Below are 14,520 nucleotides of genomic sequence, written 5' to 3'. Positions count from 1 at the left end.
CTATATTTCACCTGATCAGCACGCAATTTTCGGTATGAACCATTCAGACACTCTCTCGCTTAGCTTAGAACTGTTACAACAACCTTCTGTTACTCCTATTGATCATACATGCCAAACCATCATGGCAGACCGTTTAGCCAAAATTGGTTTTCATATTGAACCAATGCGTTTTGGTGAAGTTGACAATCTTTGGGCGCGTCGCGGAACTGAAGAACCTGTATTTTGTTTTGCCGGTCATACTGACGTAGTTCCGACAGGTAAGTTAGAAGCATGGAATTCAGATCCATTTGTACCTGAAATTCGCGATGGAAAATTATATGGTCGTGGTTCGGCCGATATGAAAACAGCACTTGCAGCTATGGTCGTTGCATCTGAACGTTTTGTCGCAAAACATCCTGATCACAAGGGTTCGATTGCTTTTCTAATTACTTCTGATGAAGAAGGACCTGCTATTAACGGTACGGTTAAAGTGATTGAGACTCTTGAAAAACGTAACGAAAAGATGACATGGTGTTTGGTAGGCGAACCTTCTAGTACTCATAAATTGGGTGATATTGTTAAAAATGGTCGTCGTGGTTCACTTAATGCCGTATTAAAAGTTCAAGGTAAGCAAGGTCATGTGGCTTACCCACATTTGGCGCGTAATCCAATTCATGAAGCATCACCAGCTTTAGCAGAACTGTGCCAAACTGTTTGGGATAATGGAAATGAATATTTCCCAGCAACATCATTTCAGATTTCAAATATTCATGCTGGCACTGGCGCAACAAATGTCATTCCTGGTGCACTAGAAGTTACTTTTAACTTCCGTTATTCAACAGAAGTAACAGCAGAACAACTTAAACAACGTGTGCATGAGATTTTAGATAAACACGGTTTACAGTACGAAATCGTTTGGAATCTTTCTGGTTTACCATTCCTAACACCTGTAGGTGAACTCGTTAATGCAGCGCAAACTGCTATTTTGAACGTAACGGGTACTGAAACTGAGCTTTCAACGAGTGGCGGTACTTCTGATGGTCGTTTTATTGCTCCAACAGGCGCACAGGTATTGGAATTAGGTGTTCTAAACGCAACAATTCATCAAATTAACGAACATGTTGATGTACAAGACCTTGATCCACTAACTGATATTTATGAGCAAATTTTGGAAAATTTGTTAGCTAAGTAAAACTTAAGATCTAACGAATTGAAAAAGCGCCCTTTTGGGGGCGTTTTTTATATTTAAAGTATCAATACATTACATTCTTTTAAAATTTTAAAGATTATTTATATTCAATAAACTAGAAAATTAGTTTTAATAGAAATAGCTTAAAAAGCTGCTTTTGAATTCTTATCTATCCATTGCAATATAGTTGGCCAGACTTCTTTAGCAGCATTTTGGCTAAGTACAATTCGACTATGAGAATAATTTTCTAAGTTACTATTGGAATAGCCAAATTCTCGAAATATATTATTTTCATTTTCAAAAGCTTGCAAATATTTATAGCATCCTTTAGCAGGGGCAATAAATTTATCGCCAGTCCCGCAAATAGAATATATTGGAACTCTAATAGAGCTCATAAATTTTTTATAATCTATATCTTTAAATTCACTTATAAAATTTTCCTTTAAGTTCCAATTAAACCATGGACGCATCGTGTAATAGGTTTCATTTATTCGCCCCAACTTAAATTTATTAGCAGGAATCTGACCTAGACCTTTTACAATTAATTTTGCAGAAAACAATTTAATAAAATCAAAGGAATTATTTACTGCTCCAAATGCTTGGCAAGCAATAAAAGTAATACTTTGAATATTTTTTAAATATTCAGGATAATTAATTAAGAACATGGTTAAGCATAGCCCTCCACCACTATGTGTTACACAGTGCAAGGAGGTTATATTAAAATTATGGTAAATATAATGAAATGCAGTTTTATATTCATATAATGCAACAGTTTCAAAATTAAATGGTATCTCTGTTTTTGGGCTAGTACCATGCCCTCGCCACTCTAAAATAAAACAAATATAACCATGATTTGCCAAATAATCTGCAATGCCTATACAAACAGTTTTATCCGAAAATGCACCATGAGATAAGAAAATTGCTTCTTTTTTTATTAGAGAATTATTTCTTTTAGAAATTTCCCATAAAGCAAATTCACCATGATCATCTGTTTTTAAAATATGTAGCTCTTTATGAATTGACATTTATTTATCTACTGTTGTAAAGACTTTATTCTAGGTTGACTTAGCAATGCTTGAATGAGTGGAGTATAAAACTCACCCTCATTAATAAGTTTAATATATTCGTCTGTATACTCTACCCAGCCTTCTTCAACTAAAGCATCCCATATCGGCTTATAGTCGAGTTTAATATCGCTATTAAAAATTTTCTCATATTTTTTTGTATTAATTTTCATTTCTTGTAATGCTTGGAATATCCAGATTAGCTTCACATCTTCAGTATCATGAACAAACATACGTTCAATAGGAAGCTTATTCAAAGATATCGCATCATAATATTCATTTAGGTTTCGGTGGTTCATTGCTGAAACAGACTTAATTTCTGATGAGTTAGGCTGTAATCTCATATTAACCGCTGCATAGCCTAATCCGCTCATTGTTGTCATTTTACTTTGACCATTTTCATGTAAACAGTCTCGGAGATTATCTTCATATAAATATTTTTCTGAGATCAGATGATTATCATTTGGTTTTTCCCAGTCATATACTGTTTTTTGTTTATAGCCTTTACTTATTAAGAATTGTTTTGCAATATTATACATTTCAATTTTTTTCTCAATAGATGGCGTATTCTGCTTTTGTTTTGTAGCAAAATCAGATCGACCAGCAATATTAAGCTCATAATGAGTAATATGTTTTATTCCTGATTGAACAATACTTTCTAAATCTCCTAGCATTGCTTCAATCGATTGATTTGGCCAGCCATAGATCAGATCAACATTGCAAGATAGAGAATACTTGTGGAATAACTCAATCGCGTCGAAAACTTGTTTTCTTGTTTGTTTTCGACCACTGGTAACGATTAGCTTATCATTAACCTGTTGTACCCCCATACTGACTCGATTGAAACCAGCCTCCTTAATTGCTCTTATTTTATCTTCGTTAAAAAGTTGAGGAATACCTTCTAAAGTCATTTCTATGGGTGTAGATAACCCCATGTCCGGAAAAACGGATGACACAATGTTAGCCAGTTTTATATAATCATGAGGTTGAAGTAAGTTAGGTGTACCCCCTCCTACATATAGGCTTTCTAGTTTAGCGCCTTGATAAAATTCTTTATATAATTGAGCCTCCCTATTTAAAAAGTCCAGATAATAATCTACTTCCTTTTTACCTTTATAGTCTTGAGTAGGGAAAAGACAAAATCCACAATGAGGTGGATCAGTAGGAATACAATAAGGAATACCTAAATATAAATTTATAGACTTATATTGAGCCTCCGTATTTAATAAAAAGTGATTATTTTCTTCCTCCTTTAAATCTGTTTTCCATATTTTAGGTGAAGGATGAGTATGTAGAACCTTATTTGATAAATGTCTTACTTTATTTTTTTGGATGAAATTTTTAATTGAAACAATATCCATAATTCGTGTATCTTTTATCCTATTAAAATAAATATATTATATTTAAGTATATTATTTTATACAATTAATTTAATTATTATTTCCCACTCGAAAACTCTTTATTAGTATAATTTAAATATTATTAAAAAAATCTTAAACTATATTTCAACATGTTTAGAAATTATTTAGTTTTAATAAAAAAGGAACTCAAAATGAGTTCCTTTTTTAGATATTTTATAGATGAAGTGAATTTTGAATATATTGCAAATTAGGAACATGGTAGCGTTGATTATCCATACGGACATATTTAAATACCGTTGGGTGCTGCAAAGACTCTTGTATATCTTCATTTTCATCTACGACTTCAGAAATACGCAGACGAACTGAAACTGGCATCGATTTACACATAAGTGCAAAACGTTGACTAATGTCTTCACTTTCAATGACTAATGCTACTGCTCGAGAATCTATTTCGTTGTGAACCGAATAAACAGGGAGTTTTACATCATGCCATTCAATATGCTTGATACCATTTTTAACATCCATAGCAGATAACACTATATTTTGTGGCAATAGCATCGGCACTTGCTGATGGCATTCAATAATATATGCATCAATAAAACCAGTTGAGACAGTAATTAAATGCTGAAGCTCTTGCTGGTCCATTTCATTAATTAAGGATGTACTTATATTACTTTTCATTAGGCAAGTCCCCCTTCAAATGTCATGAATAACGCATCAATATTGTGAAGTAAGTCTTCTTCTTGGAAAGGTTTACCCATGTATTGGTTAACACCTAAAGTAAATGCTCGTTCACGGTGTTTTTCACCAGTTCGTGATGTAATCATAATCACTGGCATATCTTGATGTAGATCATGATGTCGAACGAGGTTAAGTACCTCAAAGCCATCCATTCGCGGCATTTCAATATCAAGTAACATGAGATCTGGTTTAATATTTTCCAACTGCTCAATGGCATCAACCCCATCTTTAGCTGTAACTACATCATAGCCCTGACGTTCAAGTAAGCGAGACGTCACCTTACGTACAGTTACCGAGTCATCTACAATCATGATAAGACGTCGCTCGTCAGACTCGCGTTTTCTATAAATAGTTTCATTAAGCGATTTATGTCGGCGAGTAGATTGAATTTGGCGAGCAATATTTTGTCCATCTAAAATTAGACAAACTTGGCCATCACCTAAAATAGTTGCTCCTGCAATCGCACCAATGCTAGAGAATTGTTGTCCTATTGGCTTAACTACAATCTGTGCGCGTGAGCCAATCAGTTGGTCAATTAATAATGCGACGTTTTGTCCATTATTTGCCTTAATCATTAATACTGGTAATGAATACATCATTCCACTTAAGCGCGGAATTGGTTGATTACCAACAAACTCAGATAAATAACGTAATGGATAACGCTTATTTTCAAATTCAAAGAGCTCTTGTGCACTTCCGAAATATTGTTCTAATGATGCTGGTGAAACTCGTACAATTCGATCAATCTGAGCCAGTGGGATTGCAAATTGCTGATCAGCAACTTTAACCATTAAAGCATCACTAACAGCTACTGTCGTTGGAACACGTATGGTAAAGACAGTTCCCTGCCCATATACAGAGTCGACACTCACATGGCCACCTAAGGCCTTAATATCACTTTGCACGACATCCAGCCCTACGCCACGACCTGAGATCTGAGTGACTTGATCGGCTGTACTTAAACCAGGATGGAAAATCAGCTGTAAAATATCTTGATGTTCTAATACTTGCTCTGGATTAATCAAACCAGACATTAACGCCTTTTGACGAACCTTTTCGATATCAATACCTTGTCCATCGTCTTTAAATGTAACTACAACATCTGTACCTTGACGATGAATATTGAGTTCAATACGTCCCGTTTCTGGTTTCTGCGCTTGCTCACGTTGCGCACGGTCTTCTAGTCCATGGTCAATTGCATTTCTAAGCATGTGCTCAAGTGGCGTAACCAAACGTTCTAACATTGTCCGGTCCAGCTCGCCTTCTGTATTATTAACGAAAAGCTCTGCTGGTCGATTTAACGCGGTAGAAGTCTGCCTCACAATTCTTTGCAGACGAGGCAACAATCGAGAAAATGGTACTAAGCGTGTTCGCATAAGACCTTCTTGAATTTCAGCCTGAATACGCGATTGCTGTACCAATAAACCTTCAGTGTCTCTGATCTTTTCAGATAATGTATTTTTAAAATCTACTAAATCCGATGCAGACTCGGCAAGAGACTTTGATAACTGATTTAATGAAGAATATTGGTCCATCTCTAAAGGATCAAATTCCGTATAACGTGAGTTCTCAATACCGTGTTTTGCAATAATTTGGGTTTCTAATTCGCCTTCCATTCGACGCAACTGATCTGCAAGTCGCTGAATAGCCAATTCCATTTCCGCTAAGGTATGACCAAATTGGCTTAAATCCATTTCAATTCGCGAACGGTTAATCGAATTTTCACCAGACAGATCAATCATTTTTTCAATTAAATCTGCCGAGACTCGAATCATCTCATTATTTTGATCAAGGCGTTGTGCTTGTTCCCAATCACCCATCATTGGCGGTGGTTCTGTACCGTCACCTTGCACAAAACTCATTACAGGTTCCGTGCTGAATAGATCAGTTCTAGTTAACTTACTAGGAATTTGAATTGCTGTTTCAATGAACTGGATATTTTCCAGACTTTGTTGTAACCCATCGAAGTGTTGATAATTTTGTTTAAAAATTGCCTCTTTTAACCAGACAACTGCACTCTCTAATAAGTTGTCATAAATATTTGAGCTGAAATGATGAAGCGCAAATTGTTCAAAAGCATTCTCAAGTTGATAAGCAATCGCTTGCACGGTTTCAAGTCCCAGCATACGGGAACCGCCTTTCAAGCTGTGCACTGCCCTTTGTAGTTGAAGCAAGATACTACGGTTAGTACGTTGCTCGAACCATTGTTTTAATAAGTGATCGGCCATTTCTAATAGTTCGGCCGCTTCCTCCATGAATGTCTGCTCGACAACAGTATTAATATCTTGATCTGGGATACTCTCTTTTTGATCGTGATCAGCATGAAGAACTTGTAGTTCGGTTTGCTCAACAAGTTGATTATTAGACTTAGCAATCTGCTCAGAAGCAGAAGTTAACTCACTGAGGTTTAACGCCGTATTATTTATCGCTTCTTGTTGTAATACTTCAAAATTTAATTCAGGTATAACATACGTTTCAGGTTCTGTTTTGCTCTCTTTAATATGAGAATCAAATACCTGACCTGCATTTTTAAGTGCTTGAATAGTATGAGAAGCAGCATAATCTAGGTGCTGTTCACGCACTATTTGAAGACGGTCAGCCAAGTCATCTTGAACTAGTCGAATAAAATCAATGAGAACAGACGAAGCTATCAACTGTTTTTGAATTAAACGCTCATAAATACTTTCTAACTCATGTGCAATTAAACCAATATAAGTTGCCTGAATCATATTTGCCCCACCTTTTAAGGTATGCAAATAACGCATCAGATTATTGAGAGCGGCAAAGTTTTCTTGATCATTAACCCAAAGATTAAGATCTGTATCCATTCCCTCAAGCAACTCATCGGCTTCTTCAAGAAAAATATCTAAAAGATCTGGATCAAAATGACGGTTTACATACTCAGACGAAATAAACTGTCGATCTAGTTGTACACTCTGCCCTATGGTGACCTGATCAGTGAATACATTTTCTATCAGAGGTTCATTCGCCGTTTGTTCAACTTCAGCATTAAACAATGGTTCAAAAACGTCTTGATGAGTTTCTAATGATTCGGAATTAAGATTTGGAATATATTGAGTATATAGTTTTAGCTCATCCAAGACATTTTGGTGTTGCTCGATGATACTTACTCTTTGTCCCGCAGCTAATGCATCAAATAACTGAATTAATTGTTGGTGCGCTTTTTGATAAATTTCAAAAATATAATCTGATTGCAATAAATCAGGTCGATCAAGCAATATGTCGTAGCTTTCTTTCAACTGGTTAGTATATTCATATAAACCAATCATTGCCTGCGACTGAGTATGTTGCAGCAAAACATCTGCTTGTTCACTTAAACGTTCAAGATAATGAGGAAACTCTGTACGTATTCCCTTCTCAAAGTCTAATTCCGCATCAAGTAATTCAGCAACATCTAGCTGTAATAGCTGAGACACTAAACCATGTGGAGGCATGAGTGGGCTCGAATGCTCACCATGCTGCTCCATGTAAGCATCCCAAACCTGATTAAATTTTTGTAGATCAGATTCCAATTGCTCAGTAGAGCAATGTGCAGCCAATAGATCTAAACTATTTCGAATAAACTGACGATAATCACGGAGTAATGAAACTTCTTCTGAATGAGAAGAAAGCTCTTCTTGTAATAGTATTTTAAATAAATGCTCAACTTTGGTACTAGCTTCAAAGATTGGTTCTACATGAGCCATGGCAGAGCTGCCACGTAATGTATGTAACGCACGTATTAGAGCATTATAACTTTCATGCTGATGTATTTCTTTTTCCAAAAACTGATCAATTGTCGCTAAGTGCTCTTCTGCTTCTTCCATAAATAAAATTAAGGTTTCAGCAAGAGTCTGTTCAGTTTCTATAGCAACTTCTGGAGTCAAAATAGTTAAAACTTCTGTAGATTCTGGTTCTAAGTCATATGTTTCTAAACCAGTTTGAGTTTCAGCAGTAAGAATATCTGATAATAATAAAAGTTCGTCTAACGCGGGTTCTATACTTTGCTGTTGCTGTAATTGTTGTCCCAATAAAATTAGGGGCCTAAAGTCTAGGGTATGATTTTTTTTAGATTTGAAGTCATCTACTAACTTAAAGAAATAGAACTTAAATACCAACTGAACATATTGTTGGATGTCAGGAGTTAATCCGAGACTCTGATTGATTACCCGATTAAGCGTATCTTCTACAGTCCAAGCAAGCTCAGCAGAAGATTTGGCCCCAATCATTCGCCCTGAACCTTTCAATGTATGAAAATGACGGCGGATTTCAGTAAGCGTAGCAACATTTTCAGATTGCATCCATTCGTGAATCAAAGATTGTAATTCAACAAAAATTTCTTCAATTTCTTCGACAAATATTTCAAGAAATTCATCGTCTTGTTGAGAGTAGCTATCTTCCGGTAGCATCATTGCTTTAGTTAAAGTTTTTAATATTTCTTTCATAGCAAAGGCTTCTTTTGCTTGTCCCCTAAATGGAGAAAAACGACAGAGTCAACACCAGAAAAATAGCTGTTTCCCCAATATTTATCTGGTGTTGTTAATACTTTTTAGAAGAATAGCGGTACTGAAACAGCTATTCTCATCCCCAATTTAATCAGGTAATTTAAAGTCCGTTACCGATTCACGTAATGACTCTGCCATGTTTGCTAGTTCAGAAACAGAGCGTGCTGTATCAAAGGTTGCAGTTGTCGTTTGTGAAGTAATTTCTTGTACGACTGTCATGGTGGTCGCAATATGGCTGGCAGATGCAGATTGAAGTTTTGCTGCATCAGAAATGCTGGCAATTAAGTTTGCCAAGTCACCCGATACTTTTTGAATTTCATCCAAGGCAATACCCGCGTCTTTTGCCAAGTTTGCACCACGCACAACTTCAGTGGTGGTTTGTTCCATCGAAATAACAGCTTCATTTGTATCGGTCTGAATTGTTTTAACCAGAGTTTCGATCTGTTTAGTTGCCGATGCAGAACGCTCTGCAAGACGCTGTACTTCGTCAGCAACTACGGCGAAACCACGACCTGCTTCACCAGCCATAGATGCTTGAATTGCTGCGTTTAATGCAAGAATGTTAGTTTGGTCGGCAATATCGTTAATGAGCGATACGATGTTACCAATTTCTTGTGAAGACTCACCCAATCGCTTAATACGTTTAGATGTTTCTTGAATCTGTTCACGGATTGTGTCCATACCTTCAATTGAACGGTTTACCACTTGCGCACCATTAGAGGCAATTTGTACCGAACGCTCAGCTACCTCAGCAGATTCAGATGCATTTGAAGATACTTGGTCAATCGATTGCGCCATTTCATTCATTGCTGTTGATGCACCAGCAATTTCTTGAGCTTGATGCTCAGACGCCTCTGCTAATTGGTTCGTAATACTCTGCGTATCTTGCGTATAGCGAGCAACTTCTTGAGAGGTTTCATGAATACGGGATACAAGATCACGTAGTTGGTCAATCGCGAAGTTAATCGAGTCGGCAATCGCTCCCGTAAAATCCTCAGATACGGTTGCATATGAACGTAAGTCACCATCTGCAAGATCGGCGATTTCATCAAGTAAACGTAAAATCGCGTTTTGGTTACGGTCATACTCGTCTTGTAATCGAGTAACACGTTGCTTATCCATCACACTACGTAATGTGATCAATTTAAGTACAGAGAAGATTAAGCCTGCTAAAGAACTGATTAGCACCGCGCCTAACAATAAAGTAAGCCAGTTCTTTCTTGCTACATCAGATAAATGCCCCAAGTTATCTAACATCACATCTGATTTAGAGAAGATTTGAGAAGATGCCTGACGAACATTGACAATCTGGTTACCATTTTTTAATACCGTGGCAGCAGCAGATTTTAAGACTTTGTCATATTCAGATTTAATACTTTCTAATGATTCACGTAAAGCCGGATCTGCAATACGATCAACACCCAATTCAGCATTACCATTAAGTTCAGCATTTAAATACGTACCAAACGTATCAATGTCTACACCAAAATCGCTAGTCGATACATTACCATCGGTACCACTTAATACCGAGTTAATAGAACGTAAAATACGTTCGGCAATAAATACCTGGTTTTTAGCAATAATTACCTGACTACTTGGCAAACCTTGACGCGCCATTTGGTCAACCATCAAGTTATATTCTGCCTGAATCTCAGGGACGGTTTCGCTAATAGAGATGTTGGTGTCATATAACTGGTTAAGAACTTTTTGATGTGCTGAAATCAAATCGATGTTTTTTGAAAGTTCAGTCCACATAACTTGAACTTTTTGATATTCATCAGTCGACTTACCGTGAATATTTTCAATCTCAAGTAAGTTTTCATTAAAGTCTTTTTGAGACTGCTGTAGCTTGGTGATTGCCTCTTGAGAGCCAGACTCAGTTGCTTCAGTTGCTTGTTTAGAAATCGTTTGAGATAACAAACGTAACTCACCGAGACTTCGAATTAACTGGTTATGACGTGGTACGTTATAGAACAGATAGGCTAGAGAAACTAATGCAAGCACAAAACATAAAAGTGCTGCATACAGGATTGGCTTGGACTTTTCACTTTCCCCAAATAAACTGGCAAACTGCTCAATTTTTGACTGGATTGTTGCAATAAAATTGACACCCGATTTTTCGGACGCAACTCGACTACTGCCTTTCTTTTTAAGCTTAAAGCCCATAGCTTTTCCCCAGAAAAATACTCTGTTTTCACAGCGTAAAAATTAGTTTATAAATTTTGTCGATGCATTCATGTAATGTGGGTTTTGCAATAAACGACTAAATAAAAAGACATGCCAATGCTGGTTATGTTGATGAAAATAACCTTGGCAATATTCTTTTAGATTTTCCTCTAAGTCTAAGCTTTGAGAAAAAAAGCTTTTTTTATTAAAGTGCTGAATCCCCAAAACCTGATCCACGACCAACCCCACATACTGGTCGCGATGGCTAATACACAATACTTTTTGAGTTGACGAAAATGAACTTCGTTGCCCTAAAATAAAATGCGCCAAATCAGACACTGAAAGTAGTCTTCCTCGAATATTTGCCAATCCCTTTACCCAACTTTGGGTATTTGGAACTGGTGTATATTTTGGTGGATAGATTACTTCTGACACTTCCCCAAGTGGTGCGACGAAGTATTGCCCTCTCATTTCAAAAGCAATTCCTGACCATCGCTGTGCTTCATTTTGAACTGAAGCGTAATTCTTATTACCCCGTTTAGACAAACGAAGTAACTCGATAAATCCATTCGCTGCCATACTCGATCCTATAAAACGGGTACAAAATGCCCGTTATTTATGTTTTTATGGAGGGATGAGTTAATTTAGAAATTGTTTAATTACATCAATCAATTGATTTTCTTCGATTGGCTTAATCAAATAATCGATTGCACCTTGACGCTTGCCCCATACACGGTCAGTTGCCTGATCTTTAGTACTCACAATCACAACAGGGATATGCTTAGTGTCTTCATCACGAGTAATCTGACGTGTTGCCTGAAAACCATTTACACCTGGCATTACAACATCCATCAATACAAGATCTGGTTGCTCTGCTTTTGCAAGAGTTACACCATCTGCACCATTTGATGCTTCAAGCACGTCATAACCATGTTTGGTTAGGATTTCTTTAAAACGAAAAGTTTCGGTTGGTGAATCATCTACAATGAGAATACGTGCCATTTTTTTGCCCTCAAATTATTGTTTATGAACTTACATGATTACGAATCGCGTTTAACAATTCATCTTTGCTAAAAGGTTTCGTCAAGTATTCATCTGAACCTACCACACGCCCTTTTGCCTGATCAAATAAACCATCTTTACTAGAGAGCATGATAACGGGAATGTTCTGATAATTTTGAGAGTTTTTTATCAAAGCACAAGTTTGATAACCATCTAAACGAGGCATCATGATATCGACAAAAACAATATCCGGATTTGCTTCTGCAATTTTGGACAAAGCTTCAAATCCATCCACAGCAGTAATGACTTCACAGCCTTCGCGCTGTAATAAGGTTTCTGCTGTACGGCGAATGGTTTTTGAGTCATCAATCACCATTACTTTCAGATTTTGGAATGCATCTTCCATTTAATCTTCCATCCCCATAAAAATAAAATATAAATGCAATTTAACTTAAATTTGTTTTTACACATTTATACGCATTTTTAACATATCTCACGTTCTATTTTCAATGAGGCATTTTTGTCTACTTTCTCATTTATAAACAATAACTTTTAACCTCATCACACTTTAATTAAAATTATCATTTTTTTTATAATGACTATATTTTTATTCAGCTAAATAATAATTAATATAATGAAGATTAAATATTTAAAAATAAGCGACTTAGCTATCTTTTTTGGGGATTTTCAATGAATGACAGGATGAAATATGCCTTTTACAGGAACTGTTTGTCTGTATCTATAGGCATTATTTCCTTCGGATCACTCTTTTTCTTACCCTCTAGTGTTGCTATTGCCGACACACCTAAAGCGGTTTGGTATCGTTATTATGACCAACATGGTATTGCCAATATTAGTACATCGGTCACACCTGCTCATATTCGTTATGGTTATGAAGCTCTAGATCGTAATATGCAAGTAATAAAAAGAAACCACTCTTATAATGCTGAAGCTGATTTAAATCAATCGAGTCAACGGGCATTATTGGCGCGACATAAAGAACAAGATATCAAATTAAAAAAAGCTTATAGCAATAGTAAGACAGCTTCGATTAAAAGAGATCAGGCATTAGTGTCTATAAAAAAGCAAATTAATTATCAACAGGAACAACTTAATCAATTACAACAAGACAAAATTTTATTTAAGCGTCAGGAAATGGAGTATTTCAGAAAAGGAGAACCGATTCCTGAGCGTCATAAGGCGTTGATTGAAAACAATCTAAATAATATTAATCGGGTTAAACAAACACTTGAAACACTTTCCAAGACCTATAACCGAACCAACAATGAGTATGAAAATATTATCGATCGTTTAAAAAAGCTTGAATAACTGCAAAGGTTTATCAAGAATAGGGGCAAAATAAAATTTGAATTATAGGATGATGCTGTATGCACACAATGCATCTCACCCCTTCTACTTTTTTTAAACTGAGTATTATTAGTTTATGTTTAATTTTAGCTGCATGTAATCAGCAAGAAACAACTCAAACCTCAGCCTCAGCTCCTGTAAAAATTGAGCTTATTCCTCAAGATCTTATTGCTGTTAAAGAAGGAGCTCTTGACTCTCAAACTGCATTTACAGGAACTATTCGAGCGGTTCAGCAAAGTTCCATTCAGGCACAAGTGAGTGCAACAGCGACGAATGTCACTGCAAATGTGGGACAACAGGTACAAAAAGGCCAAGTTCTGGTGAGATTGAATAATCAGGACAATGTTGCAAGATTAGCGCAAGCACGCGCCAACCTTGCATCAGCTCAGTCACAAGCTGAACTTGCTCGTAATTTGATGAACCGAAAACAGAGATTATTTAATCAAGGTTTTATTGCTCGTGTCGAGTTTGAACAAAGTCAGGTTGACTATAAAGGCCAGCTTGAAAGTGTAAAAGCACAACAAGCGAATGTTGATATTGCTAAAAAAGCGGATCAAGACGGAATTATTACTAGTCCAATTTCAGGTGTGATTACTAAACGCCAAGTTGAACCCGGTCAAACTGTTTCAGTTGGACAAACACTATTTGAAATCGTAAATCCTGATCAACTTGAAATACAGGCCAAGTTGCCAATTGAACAGCAATCTGCGCTTAAGATCGGTAGTAACATTCAATATCAAATTCAGGGCAATTCTAAACAACTAAATGCAACGCTTACTCGCATTTCACCTGTTGCCGATCAAGACAGTCGACAAATTGAGTTTTTTGCTGCTCCTAAAGAAAAAATTGATTCGTTAAGTATTGGGGCTTTCATTAATGGAAACATTCTGCGCAATGACACTCATCAAGGCCAAACGATTCCTTTAGACAGCATTCAAAATATGCAACATGACCCGTTTGTATGGGTGATACGCAATCACACTATTCAAAAAGTTAAAATTCGGGTGGTTGAACAGCGTTATAACGACAATATTGCTTTAGTCGAAGGTTTACAAAGCACAGATCTGGTCAGCCGTATTCAATTTGAAGATTCCGACATTAATAAAAAAGTGACGGTTACAACCGACAAAAATAAATAAGGTAGC

Annotated in this window: 11 protein-coding genes; 3 read left to right on the top strand and 8 right to left on the bottom strand. The window is 36.4% G+C overall.

The annotated features are described in order from the left end of the window. Positions 1-34 precede the first annotated feature (34 nt). Positions 35-1,171, top strand: a complete 1,137-nt coding sequence (gene dapE / locus ACTJJH_RS08885) for a succinyl-diaminopimelate desuccinylase (protein ID WP_005072799.1) — start codon at positions 35-37, stop codon at positions 1,169-1,171. Positions 1,172-1,311: 140 nt separating this feature from the next. Here dapE and ACTJJH_RS08880 read toward each other — a convergent pair whose 3' ends face one another. The 8 genes from ACTJJH_RS08880 to pilG form a co-directional block, all read right to left on the bottom strand. Next, positions 1,312-2,193: an alpha/beta fold hydrolase gene (locus ACTJJH_RS08880; RefSeq protein WP_440601021.1), complete on the bottom strand. Its 882-nt coding sequence runs from the start codon at positions 2,191-2,193 to the stop codon at positions 1,312-1,314. A gap of 8 nt (positions 2,194-2,201) precedes the next feature. After that, a complete protein-coding gene (locus ACTJJH_RS08875) occupies positions 2,202-3,593 on the bottom strand; it encodes a coproporphyrinogen-III oxidase family protein (RefSeq protein ID WP_410560405.1) in 1,392 nt (463 codons plus the stop codon). A 213-nt stretch (positions 3,594-3,806) separates the two neighbouring features. Continuing rightward, positions 3,807-4,274 (bottom strand): hypothetical protein, encoded by a 468-nt coding sequence (locus ACTJJH_RS08870; RefSeq protein ID WP_032036909.1) that lies wholly within the window; start codon positions 4,272-4,274, stop codon positions 3,807-3,809. Further along, positions 4,274-8,779, bottom strand: a complete 4,506-nt coding sequence (locus ACTJJH_RS08865) for an Hpt domain-containing protein (protein ID WP_440601020.1) — start codon at positions 8,777-8,779, stop codon at positions 4,274-4,276. The genes ACTJJH_RS08870 and ACTJJH_RS08865 overlap by 1 nt, the downstream gene beginning before the upstream one ends. A 147-nt stretch (positions 8,780-8,926) precedes the next feature. Next, complete coding sequence (locus ACTJJH_RS08860; protein WP_440601019.1) at positions 8,927-11,005, bottom strand: methyl-accepting chemotaxis protein; 2,079 nt, start codon at positions 11,003-11,005, stop codon at positions 8,927-8,929. A 42-nt stretch (positions 11,006-11,047) separates the two neighbouring features. Beyond that, a complete protein-coding gene (locus ACTJJH_RS08855; protein WP_002116439.1) occupies positions 11,048-11,584 on the bottom strand; it encodes a chemotaxis protein CheW in 537 nt (178 codons plus the stop codon). A 60-nt stretch (positions 11,585-11,644) separates the two neighbouring features. Beyond that, the gene (locus ACTJJH_RS08850; RefSeq protein WP_002116220.1) at positions 11,645-12,007 is read right to left on the bottom strand and encodes a response regulator; all 363 of its coding nucleotides are present in this window, start codon (positions 12,005-12,007) and stop codon (positions 11,645-11,647) included. Positions 12,008-12,029: 22 nt separating this feature from the next. Beyond that, positions 12,030-12,413 (bottom strand): twitching motility response regulator PilG, encoded by a 384-nt coding sequence (pilG, locus tag ACTJJH_RS08845; protein WP_000389061.1) that lies wholly within the window; start codon positions 12,411-12,413, stop codon positions 12,030-12,032. Positions 12,414-12,697: 284 nt separating this feature from the next. On the opposite strand from pilG, the gene ACTJJH_RS08840 reads away from it, so the two are divergent. Both ACTJJH_RS08840 and ACTJJH_RS08835 read left to right on the top strand, forming a co-directional pair. Then, positions 12,698-13,336: a hypothetical protein gene (locus tag ACTJJH_RS08840; protein WP_017400247.1), complete on the top strand. Its 639-nt coding sequence runs from the start codon at positions 12,698-12,700 to the stop codon at positions 13,334-13,336. 68 nt (positions 13,337-13,404) lie between these two features. Then, entirely contained in the window at positions 13,405-14,514 is a 1,110-nt protein-coding gene (locus ACTJJH_RS08835; RefSeq protein WP_440601049.1) for an efflux RND transporter periplasmic adaptor subunit, read from the top strand. Positions 14,515-14,520: the final 6 nt, after the last annotated feature.

The sequence above is a fragment of the Acinetobacter sp. 22301 genome (assembly GCF_052045285.1).
Lineage (GTDB): Bacteria > Pseudomonadota > Gammaproteobacteria > Pseudomonadales > Moraxellaceae > Acinetobacter > Acinetobacter pittii.
This window is presented reverse-complemented; position numbering and strand designations above follow the sequence as displayed.

Coding starts and splice junctions, on each gene's coding strand:
- dapE (WP_005072799.1), top strand. CDS start 35: ATGAACCATTCAGACACTCTCTCGCTTAGCTTAGAACTGTTACAACAA.
- ACTJJH_RS08880 (WP_440601021.1), bottom strand. CDS start 2,193: ATGTCAATTCATAAAGAGCTACATATTTTAAAAACAGATGATCATGGT.
- ACTJJH_RS08875 (WP_410560405.1), bottom strand. CDS start 3,593: ATGGATATTGTTTCAATTAAAAATTTCATCCAAAAAAATAAAGTAAGA.
- ACTJJH_RS08870 (WP_032036909.1), bottom strand. CDS start 4,274: ATGAAAAGTAATATAAGTACATCCTTAATTAATGAAATGGACCAGCAA.
- ACTJJH_RS08865 (WP_440601020.1), bottom strand. CDS start 8,779: ATGAAAGAAATATTAAAAACTTTAACTAAAGCAATGATGCTACCGGAA.
- ACTJJH_RS08860 (WP_440601019.1), bottom strand. CDS start 11,005: ATGGGCTTTAAGCTTAAAAAGAAAGGCAGTAGTCGAGTTGCGTCCGAA.
- ACTJJH_RS08855 (WP_002116439.1), bottom strand. CDS start 11,584: ATGGCAGCGAATGGATTTATCGAGTTACTTCGTTTGTCTAAACGGGGT.
- ACTJJH_RS08850 (WP_002116220.1), bottom strand. CDS start 12,007: ATGGCACGTATTCTCATTGTAGATGATTCACCAACCGAAACTTTTCGT.
- pilG (WP_000389061.1), bottom strand. CDS start 12,413: ATGGAAGATGCATTCCAAAATCTGAAAGTAATGGTGATTGATGACTCA.
- ACTJJH_RS08840 (WP_017400247.1), top strand. CDS start 12,698: ATGAATGACAGGATGAAATATGCCTTTTACAGGAACTGTTTGTCTGTA.
- ACTJJH_RS08835 (WP_440601049.1), top strand. CDS start 13,405: ATGCATCTCACCCCTTCTACTTTTTTTAAACTGAGTATTATTAGTTTA.